Source organism: Mesorhizobium sp. 131-2-1 (genome assembly GCF_016756535.1).
Classification (GTDB): domain Bacteria; phylum Pseudomonadota; class Alphaproteobacteria; order Rhizobiales; family Rhizobiaceae; genus Mesorhizobium.
In genome coordinates this window covers 2,222,054-2,237,873 of the sequence record NZ_AP023247.1, presented here as the reverse complement: position 1 = coordinate 2,237,873, position 15,820 = coordinate 2,222,054, and the positions used below count along the sequence as shown (strand labels likewise).

The 15,820-nt window shown below is 63.7% G+C and carries 19 protein-coding genes; 8 read left to right on the top strand and 11 right to left on the bottom strand.

Translation table 11 applies throughout. The features are described 5' to 3' along the window. Positions 1–76: 76 nt before the first annotated feature. The 6 genes from JG743_RS10875 to petA all read right to left on the bottom strand — a co-directional run bounded on the left by JG743_RS10875 (position 77) and on the right by petA (position 4,882). Positions 77–622, bottom strand: a complete 546-nt coding sequence (locus JG743_RS10875) for an adenine phosphoribosyltransferase (RefSeq protein WP_202300195.1) — start codon at positions 620–622, stop codon at positions 77–79. 66 nt (positions 623–688) lie between these two features. Then, positions 689–1,144, bottom strand: coding sequence for a hypothetical protein (locus JG743_RS10870; protein ID WP_202300194.1), 456 nt, complete (start codon positions 1,142–1,144; stop codon positions 689–691). Between the two features lie 131 nt (positions 1,145–1,275). Further along, the gene (locus JG743_RS10865) at positions 1,276–1,971 is read right to left on the bottom strand and encodes an acid phosphatase (RefSeq protein ID WP_202300193.1); all 696 of its coding nucleotides are present in this window, start codon (positions 1,969–1,971) and stop codon (positions 1,276–1,278) included. 142 nt (positions 1,972–2,113) lie between these two features. Beyond that, on the bottom strand, positions 2,114–2,983 hold the full coding sequence (locus JG743_RS10860; RefSeq protein WP_202300192.1) for a cytochrome c1: 870 nt from the start codon (positions 2,981–2,983) through the stop codon (positions 2,114–2,116). A gap of 20 nt (positions 2,984–3,003) precedes the next feature. Further along, complete coding sequence (locus JG743_RS10855; RefSeq protein WP_202300191.1) at positions 3,004–4,305, bottom strand: cytochrome b; 1,302 nt, start codon at positions 4,303–4,305, stop codon at positions 3,004–3,006. 16 nt (positions 4,306–4,321) lie between these two features. Beyond that, positions 4,322–4,882 (bottom strand): ubiquinol-cytochrome c reductase iron-sulfur subunit, encoded by a 561-nt coding sequence (gene petA / locus JG743_RS10850; protein ID WP_202300190.1) that lies wholly within the window; start codon positions 4,880–4,882, stop codon positions 4,322–4,324. A 313-nt stretch (positions 4,883–5,195) separates the two neighbouring features. On the opposite strand from petA, the gene JG743_RS10845 reads away from it, so the two are divergent. Next, on the top strand, positions 5,196–5,540 hold the full coding sequence (locus tag JG743_RS10845; protein WP_202300189.1) for a cupin domain-containing protein: 345 nt from the start codon (positions 5,196–5,198) through the stop codon (positions 5,538–5,540). 11 nt (positions 5,541–5,551) lie between these two features. Here the strand turns inward: JG743_RS10845 and JG743_RS10840 are convergent, their stop codons facing one another. From JG743_RS10840 to JG743_RS10825, 4 genes are read right to left on the bottom strand one after another with little or no spacing between them, the layout of a single operon-like run. Then, positions 5,552–5,866: a DUF6665 family protein gene (locus JG743_RS10840; protein ID WP_202300188.1), complete on the bottom strand. Its 315-nt coding sequence runs from the start codon at positions 5,864–5,866 to the stop codon at positions 5,552–5,554. An 8-nt stretch (positions 5,867–5,874) separates the two neighbouring features. Continuing rightward, positions 5,875–7,758 (bottom strand): ABC transporter ATP-binding protein, encoded by a 1,884-nt coding sequence (locus JG743_RS10835; protein WP_202300187.1) that lies wholly within the window; start codon positions 7,756–7,758, stop codon positions 5,875–5,877. 10 nt (positions 7,759–7,768) lie between these two features. Further along, entirely contained in the window at positions 7,769–9,664 is a 1,896-nt protein-coding gene (locus JG743_RS10830; protein WP_202300186.1) for an ABC transporter ATP-binding protein, read from the bottom strand. Between the two features lie 27 nt (positions 9,665–9,691). Further along, positions 9,692–10,099, bottom strand: coding sequence for a hypothetical protein (locus JG743_RS10825; protein ID WP_244673106.1), 408 nt, complete (start codon positions 10,097–10,099; stop codon positions 9,692–9,694). Between the two features lie 446 nt (positions 10,100–10,545). Between JG743_RS10825 and JG743_RS10820 the strand changes: the two genes are divergently transcribed. Both JG743_RS10820 and soxR read left to right on the top strand, forming a co-directional pair. Next, the gene (locus tag JG743_RS10820; protein ID WP_202300184.1) at positions 10,546–11,004 is read left to right on the top strand and encodes a tRNA (cytidine(34)-2'-O)-methyltransferase; all 459 of its coding nucleotides are present in this window, start codon (positions 10,546–10,548) and stop codon (positions 11,002–11,004) included. A 151-nt stretch (positions 11,005–11,155) separates the two neighbouring features. Then, positions 11,156–11,599 carry a redox-sensitive transcriptional activator SoxR gene (gene soxR / locus JG743_RS10815; RefSeq protein WP_202300183.1) on the top strand — a complete coding sequence of 148 codons (444 nt, stop codon included), beginning with the start codon at positions 11,156–11,158 and terminating at the stop codon, positions 11,597–11,599. 23 nt (positions 11,600–11,622) lie between these two features. On the opposite strand, the gene JG743_RS10810 is transcribed toward soxR, so the two are convergent. Next, positions 11,623–11,880: a hypothetical protein gene (locus JG743_RS10810; protein ID WP_006202578.1), complete on the bottom strand. Its 258-nt coding sequence runs from the start codon at positions 11,878–11,880 to the stop codon at positions 11,623–11,625. Positions 11,881–11,994: 114 nt separating this feature from the next. Between JG743_RS10810 and hemF the strand changes: the two genes are divergently transcribed. From hemF to JG743_RS10785, 5 genes are all read left to right on the top strand, one after another. Beyond that, positions 11,995–12,909: an oxygen-dependent coproporphyrinogen oxidase gene (gene hemF, locus JG743_RS10805; protein WP_202300182.1), complete on the top strand. Its 915-nt coding sequence runs from the start codon at positions 11,995–11,997 to the stop codon at positions 12,907–12,909. Between the two features lie 248 nt (positions 12,910–13,157). Continuing rightward, positions 13,158–13,418 (top strand): DUF1344 domain-containing protein, encoded by a 261-nt coding sequence (locus JG743_RS10800; RefSeq protein ID WP_127392127.1) that lies wholly within the window; start codon positions 13,158–13,160, stop codon positions 13,416–13,418. 295 nt (positions 13,419–13,713) lie between these two features. Continuing rightward, positions 13,714–13,899, top strand: coding sequence for a DUF1059 domain-containing protein (locus tag JG743_RS10795; protein ID WP_202300181.1), 186 nt, complete (start codon positions 13,714–13,716; stop codon positions 13,897–13,899). A gap of 314 nt (positions 13,900–14,213) precedes the next feature. Then, entirely contained in the window at positions 14,214–14,753 is a 540-nt protein-coding gene (locus JG743_RS10790; RefSeq protein WP_244673105.1) for a hypothetical protein, read from the top strand. Positions 14,754–14,767: 14 nt separating this feature from the next. Further along, positions 14,768–15,817, top strand: coding sequence for a S8 family serine peptidase (locus JG743_RS10785; protein WP_244673104.1), 1,050 nt, complete (start codon positions 14,768–14,770; stop codon positions 15,815–15,817). The last annotated feature ends 3 nt before the right edge of the window (positions 15,818–15,820 follow it).

Below are 15,820 nucleotides of genomic sequence, written 5' to 3'. Positions count from 1 at the left end.
CTCCAGCACCCCTCATCCGTCTCGGCGCTGCGCGCCGATCCACCTTCTCCCACAGGGGGAGAAGGGAAGCGCCCCCTCAATGCCCCTCGAACCCGATCAGCGTCCGCACCGGCACGCCGAGTGCCTCGAGCTTCTCGCGCCCGCCTAGATCCGGCAGGTCGATCACGAAGCAGGCGGCGACGATGTCGGCGCCGATCTGGCGCAACAGTTTGACCGCGGCCTCGGCCGTGCCGCCGGTGGCGATCAGGTCGTCGACCAGGATCACCTTCTCGCCCTCCCCGACGCCGTCCTTGTGCATCTCCATCTCGTCCAGCCCGTATTCAAGGCTGTAGGCGACGCGCACCGTCTCGTAGGGCAGCTTGCCCTTCTTGCGGATCGGCACGAAACCGGCCGAAAGCTGGTGGGCGACGGCGCCGCCGAGGATGAAGCCGCGCGCCTCGATGCCGGCGATCTTGTCGACCTTCAGCCCGACATAGGGATGCACCAGCTCGTCGATGGCGCGGCGGAAAGCGCGCGCATTGCCGAGCAAGGTCGTGATGTCGCGAAACAATATGCCCGGCTTCGGATAGTCGGGGATGGTGCGGATCGCCGCAAGCAGCGTGTCTTCGAGCGACGATTTCATGAGGGGTGGCTCTCCGGGTGATCCATGTTCCGCTGCCGGTGCTGAACCCGACGCAACCAGCAACGGCTACCGCGATGTGGCGCCCGAGACAAGCTCATCCGGCAAAGGATTGGCATCGCTTGCCTTGTCCCATGCCTGCGCGGCGATTTGCCAGCGCCCCTCGCTCTTCACCAGCAGCAGCATCTCGACCGAGCGGCTGGTGTCGCTGTCGTTCTCCGTCACCTGACCGGCGACGCTGGCAAGCGCGATGTTGCCGAAGATCCTGAGTTCGACGCCAAGCACCTCTTGCTGGAACGTCTTCAGGGTTGTCTGCGACAGGCCGCGCATGCGTTCGACAAAATCGGCAACCGTGATCGGCCTTGCGGGGCGGGCGGCCGGATGAAGCTTGGCGTCGGCCAGGAAATCATCGGCGAAATCACCCCATCCCCGCGCGGCGCTCTCGGTCCAGGTCAGACTTGCGAACTGGCGGCGGATGATGGCCCTGATCTCCTCCTCATCCGAGTGCAGCGCATCGCCCGGCATGGCCCGGCCTCCCTAGCTGGCAAGTTACTCCGCGTTCGAGTTGGTCACTATAACGCTCTTTCACCGTCCGCGCCCGAACAAGCAAAAGGGCGCCCGTGAGCGCCCTTGCCGAAGCGGCCCGGATGGCGAAATCACATGCCGAGATCTGACCGCAGCTCCGACCGCGCCACCTCGTACTCGGCCTTGAAATCCGGCCGGCTGAGCAGGACCGCGGCAATCACGCTGCCGGAAATCTTGCCGACTTCGATGTCGGACGGATAGTGGATGCCGCCGACGATGCGGTTGTGGGCATAGTCGGCGGCGCGCGCCATGATCTCTGCCCGCTTTTCCGGGACCATGTCGGACAGGATGATGCCCATCATGGTGCCGACGGTCGCATGGCCCGATGGCCAGGAACCGGAGTTCGACAGCTTCACCACGGGCTTGACGAGATCGCTGAGCTGATGCGGGCGCGGACGCTTCCACACGTCCTTGGCGGGATCGACGACCGCGCCTTCGGTCGCCACCACGCGGTCGAAGAAGGCGCTGAACTTCGGCAGCATCTCCTTGTTGAACTTAGGCCCCATGACGTCGGCGAAGCGCCAGACGTTCTCTTCGGCGTCGGCAATGGCGCGCTTTTCCATTTCCGGGGTGCGCGTCACCTGCACCGTCAGCACCTCGCCGAGCTCGGCTTTCGTCTCAGCCGAATCGTTGGCCGGCGGCGGCGGCAGGATCATCGTCAGGTCGATGTCCTTGTTGGTGACGAAGGGTTGGGCGTCCTCGGCGCGGACGGTGGTGCCGGCGACAAGGATAAGCAGCACGGCTGCAAGCGGTGCGAATCTTTTCATGGGGTGCGATCCTTTGGTGAGAGCAATTCAGGATCGCCAGATGCGGTGACGGCCATGTGACATGGCCGGGCTCTTCACCAGTTCGTGAAATGCGAAAGGGCGCCTTCCGGCGCCCTTTTCAAACCTTGCAACCTGCCGCGGCTCAGTGCGCCACGTCAGCCCATACCTTGCGCTTGGTCATGTAGACCAGGGCGCCGAAGAGCGCCAGGAACACCAGCACGCGGAAGCCCGTCTTCTTGCGGTCTTCCAGATGCGGCTCGGCCGCCCACATCAGGAAGGCCGAGACGTCGCGGGAATACTGGTCCACCGTCTGCGGCGAGCCATCGTCGTAGGTCACCTGGCCGTCAGAGAGCGGCTTCGGCATCTTCAGCGACACGCCGGACAGGAAGTACGGATTGTAGTGCGTGCCCTCAGGGATCACCATGCCGGCCGGCGGCGTCTGGTCATAGCCGGTGAGCAGCGAGTGGATGTAGTCCGGACCGCCCTGCGCGTACTGGGTGAAGATATCGAAGACGAAACGCGGGAAGCCGCGCTCGACGCCGCGCGCCTTGGCGAGCAGCGACATGTCGGGCGGCGCGGCGCCGCCATTGGCGGATGCTGCCGCCTGCTCGTTCGGGAACGGCGCCGGGAAGTGGTCGGACGGCTTGCCCGGACGGTCGAACATGTCGCCGGCATCGTTCGGACCGTCATGGATCGTGTATTCGGCGGCCAGCGTCTTCACCTGCGCCTCCGAATAGCCGAGCCCTTCCAGCGTGCGGAACGCCACCAGGTTCATCGAATGGCAGGCCGAGCAGACCTCCTTGTAGACCTTCAGGCCGCGCTGCAGCTGGGCCTTGTCATAGGTGCCGAACGGGCCGGCGAAGCTCCAGCTCATTTCCTTCGGTTCGTCGATCGGGAAATGCGTCGGTGCCGCCGCGTTATGTGCCTCTTCGGCGATGGCGCCTGCACTTGTCATCCAAGTGCCCGCGACCACCAGGCCGAGCAGGGCCAGCGAGGTGAGAATCTTTTTCATACCCAAATCCCCTTAGATTCTCAGCCCTTGGTTTCCGGCGCGGCGTTCGCGCCAGCCGGATGGCCGGCGCCGCCCTTGTTCTTCTCCAGCACCGCCTCGGTGATCGAATTCGGCAGCCTGCGCGGCGTCTCGATCAGGCCGAGCACCGGCAGCGCAACCAGGAAGAAGGCGAAGTAGAATAGCGTCGCCATCTGCGCCATGAAGACATAGCTGCCTTCCGCCGGCTGCGAGCCCAGCCAGCCGAGCAGGACGGCGTCGGCCGCGAACAGCCAGAAGAACAGCTTGTACCAGGGCCGGTAGACCGCCGAGCGCACCTTCGAGGTGTCGAGCCACGGCACCAGGAACAGCATGGCGATGGCGCCGAACATGCACAGCACGCCGCCGAGCTTGGAGTTGATCGGCCCGATGTTGAAGGTGATGGCGCGCAGGATCGCATAGAACGGCAGGAAGTACCATTCCGGCACGATATGGGCGGGCGTCTTCAGCGGGTTGGCCACCGTGTAGTTGTCCGGGTGGCCGAGAAAATTCGGCAGGTAGAAGACGAAATAGGCGAAGACGAACAGGAACACGAGCATGCCGAACGCGTCCTTGATGGTCGCATAGGGCGTGAAGGCGACCGTGTCGGTCTTCGACTTGACCTCGATGCCGGTCGGGTTCGATTGGCCGACGACATGCAGCGCCCAGATATGCAGCACCACGACGCCGGCAATCATGAACGGCAGCAGGTAGTGCAGCGCGAAGAAGCGGTTCAGCGTCGGATTGTCGACGGCAAAGCCACCGAGCAGCAGTTCCTGGATCCAGCTGCCGACCAGCGGAATGGCGCTGAAGAATCCGGTGATGACGGTGGCGCCCCAGAAGCTCATCTGCCCCCACGGCAGCACGTAGCCCATGAAGCCGGTCGCCATCATCAGCAGGTAGATGATGCAGCCGAGGATCCACAGCAACTCGCGCGGCGCCTTGTAGGAGCCGTAATAGAGGCCGCGGAAGATGTGGATATAGACGGCGACGAAAAAGAACGAGGCGCCGTTGGAATGGAGATAGCGCAGCAGCCAGCCCGAATTCACGTCGCGCATGATCTTCTCGACCGAATCGAAGGCGAGAGTGGTGTCGGACGTGTAGTGCATCGCCAGGACGATGCCGGTCAGGATCTGCGACGCCAGCATGATCGACAGGATGCCGCCGAACGTCCACATGTAGTTGAGGTTGCGCGGCACCGGATAGGCGACGAAGCTGTCATAGACCAGCCTGGGCAGCGGCATGCGGGCGTCGAACCAGCGTCCGATACCGGTCTTGGGCGTATAGGTCGAGTGTCCCTCGCTCATCGAAATATCCCCTGCCTCAACCGATAAGGATCTTGGTATCGGAAATGAACTTGAATACCGGCACCGCCATGTTCTCGGGCGCCGGGCCTTTGCGTATGCGGCCGGCGGTGTCGTACACCGAGCCGTGGCACGGGCAGAACCAGCCGCCGAAATCGCCTTCCTGGCCAAGCGGGATGCAGCCGAGATGGGTACAGACCTGAACCATGACCATCCAGGCTTCCTTGCCGGGCGTCGTGCGGTTGGCGTCGGTAGCCGGCGCGTCGGCCGGCAGATTGGCGTTGCGGGCGATCGGGTCCTTCAGGTCGGCGAGATTGACGGCCTCGCCGTCCTTCATCTCCTGCTCGGTGCGGTTGCGCACCACGACCGGCTTGCCGCGCCACTTGACGATCAGCGACGAGCCCGGCGTCAGCGAGGAGACGTCCACTTCGACCGAGGCCAGCGCCAGCGTCGAGGCGTCGGGGCGCATCTGATCGATGAACGGCCATGCGACAGCCCCCGCGCCGACCACGGCGGCCATGCCGGTGGCGACATAGAGGAAATCACGACGGTTGGGATCGTGGGTTTCGGTTGCGCTCACGGGTGCCTGATCCTTTCGCCTCTTCCGTGCCGGCGGCCGAGCCTTGTCCCCGCTCAATCGCGCCGGCCCGACAGCGCATGGCGAACAGGCTAGCGAATTCCTCCGGCATTTGGAGTTCGGTTTATGCGTGAAGCCTGTTTTTGTCCAGTCGGGTGAAGGCACAAGGTCAGATTGTCGCGGGGGTAAAATCCGGGGCTGGACGATGCCGTGCCAAAGGATCACCAAGGACCGGGAAACAAGCGGAAAAACAACGGCAAACCGACACTGCGCCTTTGCCTCGACAGCGGGCGCCGGCTCGGTTTATCCTGCCGTGATGGCGCATGTCATCGACCGCGACAAATGGGCCAGGATGCCCGACCGTTGGCAAGGCGAGCTCGAATGCGGCGCCTGGGGTTCGAACAGCTGCCTGATCTTCAACTATCTGCCCGGCACCGGCGGCGGTCCGCGCCTGCACCGGCACCCGTACAGCGAGATATTCATTGTCCGCCAGGGCAATGGCCTGTTCACGATCGGCGACAAGGAAATCGAGGCATTCACCGGCCAGATCCTGATCGTGCCGCCCAACACGCCGCACAAATTCACCAATCTCGGTCCCGGTCCGCTGGAGACAATCGATATCCACGAGAACGGCAGCTTCGTCACCGAGTGGCTAGAATAGACCGTCGGGCCCTATTTCGCGCCGAGCCTGACCAGAACCGCTCTCGGGATATTGTATTCGCGGATGACCGCATCGTGCTTGCGCAGCCCGCAGAGCTCGCGCTGGATGAAGTAGGCATGAACGGCCTCGGCGGCATCCTTGAGCAGCCGGGGCCGCCTTTCCTCATCGCCGCCATTCTCGCGCAGTCTCGCCAGCGTCTCCTCGACGCGCTGGCCGGCGCGGCCGAGCGCCGCCGCCTTCTCGGCGAGGATTTCGTGGCCGAGCAGGTCGAGCGCGCTCTCCTGCGCGCCCGCTCGTCCGAAATTCGAAGGCATCCGAACCGACATTCCTCTTCCTACTCCGCCGGCCGCGTCTCTTCCAGCACGCTTTCCTCGTTGAACAGGAAGCCGCCGGACTGCCGCTTCCAGAGCCGCGCATAGAGGCCGTCCAGCGCCACCAGCTCGTCATGCGTGCCCTGTTCGACGATGCGTCCGCCATCGAGCACCACCAGCCGGTCGAGCGCCGCGATCGTCGACAGCCGGTGCGCGATGGCGATGACCGTCTTGTTCTCCATCAGCCTGGCCAGGTTCTCCTGGATCGCCGCCTCGATGTCGGAATCGAGCGCCGACGTCGCCTCGTCGAGGATCAGGATCGGCGCGTCCTTGAGGAAGACGCGGGCGATCGCCACCCGCTGGCGCTGGCCGCCGGACAATTTCACGCCGCGCTCGCCGACATATGCCTCGTAGCCGGTACGCTCGCGATTGTCGCGCAGCCCCTTGATGAACTCATGCGCCTCCGCTTTCCGCGCCGCGGCGATCACTTGCATGTCGGTTGCGTCCGGCATGCCGAGCTTGATGTTGTCGCGTAGCGAGCGGTGGAACAGGGCCGTGTCCTGGCTGACCACGCCGATATTGGCGCGCAGCGAATTCTGTGTGACCTGCGCGATGTCCTGGCCGTCGATCAGGATCTTGCCGCCCTCGAGGTCGTAGAGGCGCAGGATAAGGTTGGCCAGGGTCGTCTTGCCGGCGCCGGACGGGCCGACCAGCCCGACTTTCTCGCCGGGCCTCACGACGAGGTCGATGCCGTCGAGCACGCCAGTCCCCTTGCCGTAGTGGAAGGTCACGTTCTTCACATCGATGCGGCCGCCGGCCACGATCAGTTCCTTGGCGTCCGGTGCGTCAGTGAGGCCGAGCGGCTGCGAGATCAGCGCCTTGGAGTTCTCCAGCACGCCGAGATTCCTCAGGATGCCGTTGAGCTGCATCATCACCCGGCCCAGCAGCATGTTGAGCCGCAAGACGAGCGAAAGCGTGAAGGCGACGGCGCCGACGGTGATCGAGCCTTCGACCCAGAGATAGATGGCAAAGCTGGCGATGGTGGTGATCATGACGCCCGACAGCGTCGTCAGCGCCATGCGCACGCCCGTCAGTCGGCGCGTGAACGGACGAAGCGCATCGAGATAGATGTCGAAACCGCTCCGGATATAGCGGTCGTCGCCATCGGCCGAAAACAGCTTCAGCGTCTGCACGTTGGAATAGGAATCGACGATTCGGCCGTTGATCATCGAGCCGGCCTCGGCGGTCGCCTCGGCGTGCCTGCGGATCGCCGGCAGATAGCGCTTGGCCAGAAAGCCGAAAGCGGCGATCCAGATCACCACAAGCACCGCCAGCCTGAGATCGAGGCCGGCGACCAGCGCCAGCGTCGTCACCGTATAGACGATCATGAACCAGATGACCTCGATGAAGCTCTCCATCAGGTCGCCGGTCGCCTGCCCCGCCTGCCAGACCTTGGTGGCGATGCGGCCGGCGAAGTCGTTCTGGAAGAAGGCGTAGGACTGGCGCGAGACATGGCGGTGCGCCTGCCAGCGCACCAGATTGTAGAAGCCGGGCGTGATCGTCTGCTCATCGACCAGTGCCGACAGGCCGACGACGAGCGTGCGGATGATCAGGACCATCGCGCCCATGAAGACAAGCTCCGGCCCGGCGGAGGTCCACAGCGCGTGCCAACTGCGCTCGCCGGGAAGCTGGTCGAGGATATCGACCAGCCGCCCGACGAAGTAGAACAGCCCGGCCTCGACCAGCGGTGCGATGCCGCCAATGACCAGCATTGTGAAGAAGGCGAGCTTCGCCTGTCCGACATAGTGCCAGAGGAAGCCGCCGACCCCGGCGGGTGGCCGAAGATTCGCCGGCTCACGGAATGGGTAGACCCAGCGCTCGAACCAGCGATAGACGGCTGTCATCATGCGGTGGCCATCATTCTGCAGCTTGACCCTTGGCCCCGATGTCGTTGGCGACAACGTCGTTGGCGGCCTCGGCCGGCGCCTCGTCTAGCAGGAAGCCGCCCGACTGGCGTTGCCAGAGCTGCGCGTAGAGCCCGCCCTTGGCGACGAGATCCTCGTGCGAACCTTCCTCGATGACCCGGCCCTTGTCCATGACGACGAGCCGGTCCATCGCGGCGATGGTCGACAGCCGGTGCGCAATCGCGATGACGGTCTTGCCCTGCATAAGCTTGTAGAGGTTCTCCTGGATCGCCGCCTCGGCCTCCGAATCGAGCGCCGACGTTGCCTCGTCTAGAATGAGGATCGGCGCGTCCTTCAGCATGACGCGGGCAATGGCGACGCGCTGCCGCTGGCCGCCGGACAATTTGACGCCGCGGTCGCCGACATGGGCGTCGAAACCCGTGCGGCCGTTGGCGTCGATTAGCCCGCCGATGAAGTCGAGCGCCTCGGCCCGCCCGGCCGCTTCGACCAGCATCTCATTGGTGGCATCCGGCCGCCCGTAGAGGATGTTCTCGCGCACCGAGCGGTGTAGCAGCGAGGTGTCCTGCGTCACCATGCCGATCTGCGCGCGCAGCGAATCCTGTTTCACCGCAGCGATCTCCTGGCCGTCGATGAGAATCCTGCCGCTCTCCAAATCGTAGAAACGCAGCAGCAGGTTGACCAGCGTCGACTTGCCGGCGCCCGAGCGGCCGACGATGCCGACCTTCTCGCCCGGCCTCACGGTCAGCGACAGGTTCTCGATGACGCCCTTCTGCTTGCCATAGTGGAAGCGGATGTCCTCGAAGCGGATTTCGCCCCTGGAGACGGCAATGGCCTTCGCGTCCGGCCTGTCCTCGACAAGGCGCGGCAGCGAGATCGACTGGATGCCGTCCTGCACCGTGCCGATGTTCTCGAACAGGCCCGACATCTCCCACATGATCCACTGCGACATGCCCCACATCCGCAGCACCAGGCCGATGACCACGGCGACGGCGCCGATCGTCACCGCCTGGCCGAGCCACAGCCACAGCGACAGCGCCGTGACCGAGAACAGGAGCAGCGCATTGAGGATGTAGAGCAGGCCGTACAGCACCGTCACCAGCCGCATCGAACGGTAGACGGTATCGAGGAAGCTGCCCATGCCCTCCTTGGCGAAGGACGCCTCGCGGCGGGCGTGCGAAAACAGCTTGACCGTCTGGATGTTGGTGTAGCTGTCGACGACGCGGCCGGTCATGGTCGAGCGCGCATTGGCCTGCTCCTCGCCGACCTTGCCGAGCCGTGGGATGAAGTAGCGCAACAGCCCGATGTAGCCGACCAGCCAGGCGGCGAGCGGCGCCGCCAGCCGCCAGTCGGCCGAGCCGACGATGAACAGCATGCCGATGAAATAGACGATGACGTAGTTGAGCACGTCGATCAGCTTGATGACGCATTCGCGCACGGCGAGCGCCGTCTGCATCAACTTGGTGGCGATGCGGCCGGCGAACTCGTCCTGGTAGAAGGCCATCGACTGCTTCAACAGGTAGCGATGCACCTGCCAGCGGATGCGCATCGGGTAATTGCCCATCAGCGTCTGCTGGTTGAGCAGCGAATGCAGCCATACCGTGCCCGGCAGCGCGAACAGCACGATGAAAGCCATGCCGGCGAGCTTCCAGCTCTCGGTCTGCAAGAAGGTTTCGCGGTTCTGCGCCGATAGCCAGTCGACGATGCGGCCGAGGAAGCCGAACATCCACACTTCGGCAAAGGCAATAGCCGCCACCAGGATCGCATCCAGGATGATGTAGGGCCAAGCGCCGCGCGTGTAGTGCACGCAAAAGGCCACCAGCGTCTTCGGTGGCTCGACCGGTTCCGCCGCGGGGAACGGATCGAGCCTTTTTTCAAACCAGCTAAACATTGTGATGCTCATAAATCTGTTTGCCGCTCACGCGGCACGGGAGAAGTCCCCAGTCCGCACAGCGTCAGGGACCGATGGCCCGGAATCACCCGGGCCATCGGTCCTGCTTCGCGCAATATAGGGTGTCGAAGGCTTTTCGCCGACAGGCTCGGCCGACGATCCTGACGCCCCAGACTTTCCTGATGAAAAACTGGCGCCTGCCCGGCCTTTCGTGCCGGGCCGGACCAGCCTGATGATGCGGCGCACCAGCGAAGGCCGGCTGGGATCGGGCACCGCGCACGAAAAATCGACATCCGGCAGCATGCCGCGATGCGGACGCCGGCGCGTCTGGGCGTGCACCGCCGACGAGTAAGTCTCGCCGATCAGCAGCGCCCAGGTCGCCATCTTGCGCTCGTGCAGGCTTCTTGAGCCCGGTATCTTGTAGGGATCGAACATCGGTCCATCCTCCATGTGCAAATGCGATAAAAAGGGTGACACAAGCTCGACCTCCGGCATTCGACCGGAGGCGCGCATTGTGTCGGTCAGGACGCGACGAAAGGCGTCGGTCCGGACACGGTCAGGTGGGGCGTCGGGCCTCTTTGGGCGTTTGAAAAACATCGCAGGATTCCTTCGAAAACCGAAAACTGGGTTCGGCGGGAATCGGTGCGATCAAGTCTTAGAGAGTCAGGAGAATCGTCGAACCGAAACCGCCGTCGGGCGCATTAGGCCCCAGGAGGGGTGCTGGATGTGCATGGTCATCATGAATACCCCCTCCATCGGTTCGGGTTGACAATGAGAGGCGTATACTCGACTTCGCAGGAAATGACCACCCGCCAGTCCAGCAATCTCCGAAACTTGGAAATCCGTGTGGCTGTTCTGCCACTTATTAGAAGGGCGCGGAAATGAACGACCGTCTCCGCATCGCGCTCTACCAGCCTGACATCGCCGGCAACACCGGGACAATCCTGCGCTTCGCCGCTTGCCTCGGCCTTGGCGTCGACATCATCGAGCCGGCCGGCTTTCCGCTCTCCGACCGGGCGCTGAAACGCGCCGGCATGGATTACGTCGAAATGGCCGATCTGACCCGGCATGTCGACTGGAACGCCTTCGAGGACTGGCGCGCGGCCAACGCGCGGCGGCTGGTGCTGCTGACCACCAAAGCCGCTTCCGCCTATACGGACTTTGCCTTCGCCGACGGCGATATTCTCCTGTTCGGCCGCGAATCCGCAGGCGTGCCGGATGCGGTCCATCATGCGGCGGATGCGCGACTGACCATCCCGATGCGGCCGGGCGCGCGCAGCATCAATGTCGCGCTGTCCGTCGCCATGATCGCGGGCGAAGCGATCCGCCAGCTCGGATAGGATCCGCATTCCGCCATCCCTGCCATCGCCGACGGCGACGGCTTCTCCAGTCAGTCTCGTCCAGGCGCACATCGCCTTCTCCTGCATTTGCCCGATCAGGATTTCTTCGCTACAAGCTCAACCTTACTTGAGGTCAAGCGGAAAGTGGGACATGGCTCCAGCAACGGAACTTACGGTCGGCCAGGTGGCAATGCGCAGCGGCGTGGCGGTATCGGCGCTGCATTTCTACGAGGCGCGCGGACTGATCCGCAGCCACCGCACGGCGGGTAACCAGCGGCGCTATGGCCGCGACGTGCTGCGGCGCGTGGCGATCATCCGCGTCGCCCAGGAAGTCGGCATCTCGCTGGCCGAGATCGCCACGGCGCTGCAATCCCTGCCCGAGGGCCGCACGCCGACGCGCGAGGATTGGAACCTGCTTTCTACGGCCTGGCGCGACGGTCTCGACCACAAAATCAACCAGTTGAAGAAGCTGCGCGACGGCCTGACCGACTGCATCGGCTGCGGCTGCATGTCGATCGACAAATGCCCGCTCAGGAACAAGGAAGACCGGCTGGCGCGGGAGGGCACCGGCGCGCGCAGGCTGATAGCGCCCTGATCATCCCTCTGGGGCCGCCGCTCTCAGTCCGCCGCCGGCAGCCGCCTGATCGTGAATTCGATGACGTCGCCCGGCCGCTCGAACCAGCTTTCGATCTCGGTCCAGTAGGCCTGCTTGGGAAAGCGCTCGAACCATTCCTTGGCTTTCAGCCGCGCATCGGAGCGCGGCAGGACGAAGGTTTCGCGCAGGAAACCGTCGCGCGGCATGCGCTCGCGCTCGGCGCGCGAACGGTCGAGCCTTTTCTTCAAGCCATCCAGCGGCGGTCTTGCCGGGGTGCGCACGAAGGAAACTCCTTGCACCATGGTTGGACGGGGACTTGACCCTTGCCCCCAAGAGATTAGGGATCGCGCCCGGAAAAGACGAGTCCTTTATCGTCCGCGACTGGAGACCTGATTTTGGAACGACCTGAAATACCGGTGGGCCTGCCGGCCGACATCGAGCAGAAGAAGATGAAGGCCCGCCTGTGGTTCGAAGCGTTGCGCGAGCGCATCTGTGCCGCCTTCGAACAGGTCGAGCAGGATCTGACCGGCCCGCTGGTTTCATGGTCGCCTGGCCATTTCGAGCAGACTCCCTGGGAGCGCGACGAGGGCAAGGGCGGCGGCGGCACCATGTCGATGATGTATGGCCGCGTCTTCGAGAAGGTCGGCGTCCACACCTCGACCGTCTACGGCGAGTTCTCACCGGAATTCAGGAAGCAGATGCCGGGCGCCGAGGAGGATCCAAGCTTCTGGGCAAGCGGCATTTCGCTGATCGCGCATCCGTGGAACCCCAACGTGCCGGCCGTGCACATGAATACCCGCATGGTCGTCACCTCGCGCCAGTGGTTCGGTGGCGGCGCCGACTTGACGCCGGTGCTCGACCGACGTCGTGTCCAGGACGACCCGGATACGCTCGCCTTCCACCGCGCCATGCAGTTCGCCTGCGAGAAGAACGCCGGCGTCGCCGACTACGCCAAATTCAAGGCCTGGTGCGACGAGTATTTCTATCTGCCGCACCGCAACGAGCCGCGCGGCGTCGGCGGCATCTTCTTCGACTGGCTGCATTCGGCCGAGGGCAAGGGCGGTTGGGACGCCGATTTCAACTTCGTCCAGGATGTCGGGCGCTCTTTTCTGGTCGTCTACGGACACCTGGTAAGGGGCAATTTCAACGACAACTGGACCGACGGCGACCGTGACGAACAACTCATCCGGCGCGGCCGCTACGTCGAATTCAACTTGCTTCACGATCGCGGCACCATCTTCGGGCTGAAGACCGGCGGCAATGTCGCCTCGATCCTGTCCAGCCTGCCGCCCGAGGTCAGATGGCCGTAAAATATTGGTGAGCGGGGCGTGAGTCGTAATGACGTCCCATTCGCCGAATCTGGGCGCGCAATGTGGCGCCTCGATTATCTTTTTGGTCTAATAGGCATTTGAAAAATCAGGGCTATTTGTCGTTTCCGGGTCGGGAAACGCCGGCGGTTCTTCCCCCTCTGAGCCGCGACTCGACGTGACCGGACGGCCCATGATTGAGTGGGGTGCCTTGCCAACCTGGGTGCCCGCATTTTCCAGGAGAACATGCCATGCGCAAGCTTATTGTGACGGCGGCAACCGCCGCTCTTCTCGCCTCTGGTGGCGCCGCGTTCGCGGCGGTCAAGCATACCACGGGTACGGTGAAGAGCTTCGATGGAACGGCCATGAGCCTCGTTCTGGATGACGGATCCACCTTTACGCTGTCCAAGGCCTTCAAGGATCCTGGCCTGCAGGCTGGCGAGAAGGTCCGCGTTTCCTGGGACATGAGCGGCAAGAACAAGATTGCCGAGGCAGTCAAGATCATGAAGTGACGGCCCGCTCGCTGGAGCTAGGCGGGTAAGTCCGGCCTTGCTCCGGATGGCGTAAGAGGGGCGGAGCAGCGCTGCTCCGCCCTTTTCGGCTCTGCCGCGATCGGAATCGCCAAGGTACGTTTGGCGGCGCCCGAGCGCCGCGCGGTGCTCCATGCAACCAAAACCAGGGAACCGTGTTATGATTGCTCGCTGGTGTGCGACCCGAAAGCCCACGGTTTTCGGCCGAGGTTGTGCACACATGGGAGCGCCGGAGCATGGATGTTCGTCGGCGCTCCGAGGAGGAAAGGAAAATCCGATGAAGGAATTCCACTGCGGATCGCTCGTGCCCGGCTGTGACTGGCATACACGCGCCGAAGAAGAGGCCGAAGTGATGCGCCGCGCCGTCGAGCATATGCGCGAGACGCATGGCGAAACGACCATTCGCGAGACCATGATCGAGGCGATCCGCTCGCGAATCCAGAAGGTCCGCGACGCGGCGTAAAACCTTCCGGCGGACCGGATCACGGTTCGCGCACCCGGCCGACGGCCGGAGCAAGCGGGATGCCGCATCCGAAAGCATCCCGCTCCGCCTGCCGGCCACGGCTGTCGGACAGCGCAAATATTTCAATCAAATACTTATATTCGCACCTGCTTGGATAACCCGATGGTAACGCTAGTCGTGCCATTGTCGGGCCAATGAACCGGGTACAGGGGCCGCAAAAAAAGCCCGTCGCCGTCAGGCGCTGGTCCGGAAACGGTGGGGCGAGGTTTTCGCGCATGCGCGAAAGGTCCGGTAATCGGCGCAGTTACCGCGCGATGGCACTGCTGCTGTCGGCCTTCCTCGGCGCGTCTTCCGCGACCGCCCAGGAGTTTACGACTTCACTGATCGACATGCACCAGGGGTCGCCGCTCAGCGACCGTGCCAGGAGCCTCGGCGACGGCGGCTATGAGTTGCAGAGCGGATCCTGGGTTTCGTTCAATCAGTGGTATCACGCCAGCTGGGTCGATCTCCACGTCGACTTTCTCACTCAGTTGACGGAGAACACCGGTATTCTGTGGGGGTTCGGCACCGGAGAAAAAGCCGAGAAGTACAGCATCGCACCCAGCTTCAAGCTGGGCTTCCTGACGCAGACGCATCCGACTGCGAGCAGCACCCTGTCCTTCTCGCTGACCTCGACGATCGGTGGGAACCTCAACGAAAAGCCATGCGTGGCCGACTATGGGGATTTGGGCACCTACAGTGTCAACTGCCGGCTCGCGGCCACCGAGATGGCACCTGAGCAAACCCTGAAATATCTGGTTAACGCTAAACCGGAGACCATGCGTCTCTGGCTGAACTACCGTGTTACTTTCTGAGCCTGGAGGCTGACATGAGCAAGCCAACCCGCCTCGAAGCTCGCAATCGTCCGTCCTGGTTCCTGTTTGACTGGAGTAAGAACATGTCAGCCAACCACTGGAAATTCGGCCTCGCCGCCGCGCTCGCCATCCTCTCGGCGCCGATCGCATCGGCGCAGGAAGCCCTCGACGCCGACGAGACGGCCGCGCTCTGCCATGGCGGCGGCTCCATATGTGTGAGCGCCACGATCCCGGCCGCGCCGGCGACGCAGGCAGTGCAGAGCTGGATGACCCCCGATGTCGGCGTTGCATGGGCCGCGGGCTACAAGGGCAAGGGCGTCACGATCACCATCGTTGACGACTTCAGCAGCTCGTCGCGCTTCTCCGGCAATTTCGGCCTCGGGGTGCAAACCCAGCGTCACGGCGAATGGACCCGCCAGGAGGCCAGCCTGGTCGCGCCCCTGGCAACCATCAGGTCGAAGGACTTCTCGACGGGTTCAGCCGTCACCCTGGCGCCGGGCCTCAACGTGCTCAATCTGAGCTACGGCATGTACGCCAGGTCGGGCTACAGCGTCAGTCAGATCGGCTGGGCTCCTGAGGAAGCCTCGATCATCTCCTATGCCACCAGGGGGTCGGCCGTCGTCTCGAAGGCGGCTGGCAACGATGCGGTCGCCGTCGGTGGCATCAAGAATGGCCAGCAGGATTATCTCGACCTGGCGCTGGTTGGCAAAGCCTCAGCGATCTTCGTCGGCGCGCTCTCCACCAACGGTACGACGTCCAGCAAGGCCCAGCTTGCCTCGTACTCCAACTACGCCGGCTTCAACCCGCTCGTGCAGAGCCACTTCCTGGTGGTTGGCGTGGAGGGCAGCAAGACCGGCCTCTACGGCACCTCCTTCGCGGCGCCGATCATTTCCGGCTACGCCGCGATCGTGGGCAGCAAATTCACCACGGCAACGCCGACACAGATCACGAACCAGTTGCTCAACACGGCTCGCACCGACACGCTGGTCAACTACAATGCTGCCGTCTATGGCAAGGGCGAAGCCAGCCTTTCACGCGCGCTGGCTCCCGCTTCGATCAGGTAAGCC

Coding starts and splice junctions, on each gene's coding strand:
- JG743_RS10875 (WP_202300195.1), bottom strand. CDS start 622: ATGAAATCGTCGCTCGAAGACACGCTGCTTGCGGCGATCCGCACCATC.
- JG743_RS10870 (WP_202300194.1), bottom strand. CDS start 1,144: ATGCCGGGCGATGCGCTGCACTCGGATGAGGAGGAGATCAGGGCCATC.
- JG743_RS10865 (WP_202300193.1), bottom strand. CDS start 1,971: ATGAAAAGATTCGCACCGCTTGCAGCCGTGCTGCTTATCCTTGTCGCC.
- JG743_RS10860 (WP_202300192.1), bottom strand. CDS start 2,983: ATGAAAAAGATTCTCACCTCGCTGGCCCTGCTCGGCCTGGTGGTCGCG.
- JG743_RS10855 (WP_202300191.1), bottom strand. CDS start 4,305: ATGAGCGAGGGACACTCGACCTATACGCCCAAGACCGGTATCGGACGC.
- JG743_RS10845 (WP_202300189.1), top strand. CDS start 5,196: ATGGCGCATGTCATCGACCGCGACAAATGGGCCAGGATGCCCGACCGT.
- JG743_RS10840 (WP_202300188.1), bottom strand. CDS start 5,866: ATGTCGGTTCGGATGCCTTCGAATTTCGGACGAGCGGGCGCGCAGGAG.
- JG743_RS10835 (WP_202300187.1), bottom strand. CDS start 7,758: ATGATGACAGCCGTCTATCGCTGGTTCGAGCGCTGGGTCTACCCATTC.
- JG743_RS10830 (WP_202300186.1), bottom strand. CDS start 9,664: ATGTTTAGCTGGTTTGAAAAAAGGCTCGATCCGTTCCCCGCGGCGGAA.
- JG743_RS10825 (WP_244673106.1), bottom strand. CDS start 10,099: ATGTTCGATCCCTACAAGATACCGGGCTCAAGAAGCCTGCACGAGCGC.
- JG743_RS10820 (WP_202300184.1), top strand. CDS start 10,546: ATGAACGACCGTCTCCGCATCGCGCTCTACCAGCCTGACATCGCCGGC.
- soxR (WP_202300183.1), top strand. CDS start 11,156: ATGGCTCCAGCAACGGAACTTACGGTCGGCCAGGTGGCAATGCGCAGC.
- JG743_RS10800 (WP_127392127.1), top strand. CDS start 13,158: ATGCGCAAGCTTATTGTGACGGCGGCAACCGCCGCTCTTCTCGCCTCT.
- JG743_RS10795 (WP_202300181.1), top strand. CDS start 13,714: ATGAAGGAATTCCACTGCGGATCGCTCGTGCCCGGCTGTGACTGGCAT.
- JG743_RS10790 (WP_244673105.1), top strand. CDS start 14,214: ATGGCACTGCTGCTGTCGGCCTTCCTCGGCGCGTCTTCCGCGACCGCC.
- JG743_RS10785 (WP_244673104.1), top strand. CDS start 14,768: ATGAGCAAGCCAACCCGCCTCGAAGCTCGCAATCGTCCGTCCTGGTTC.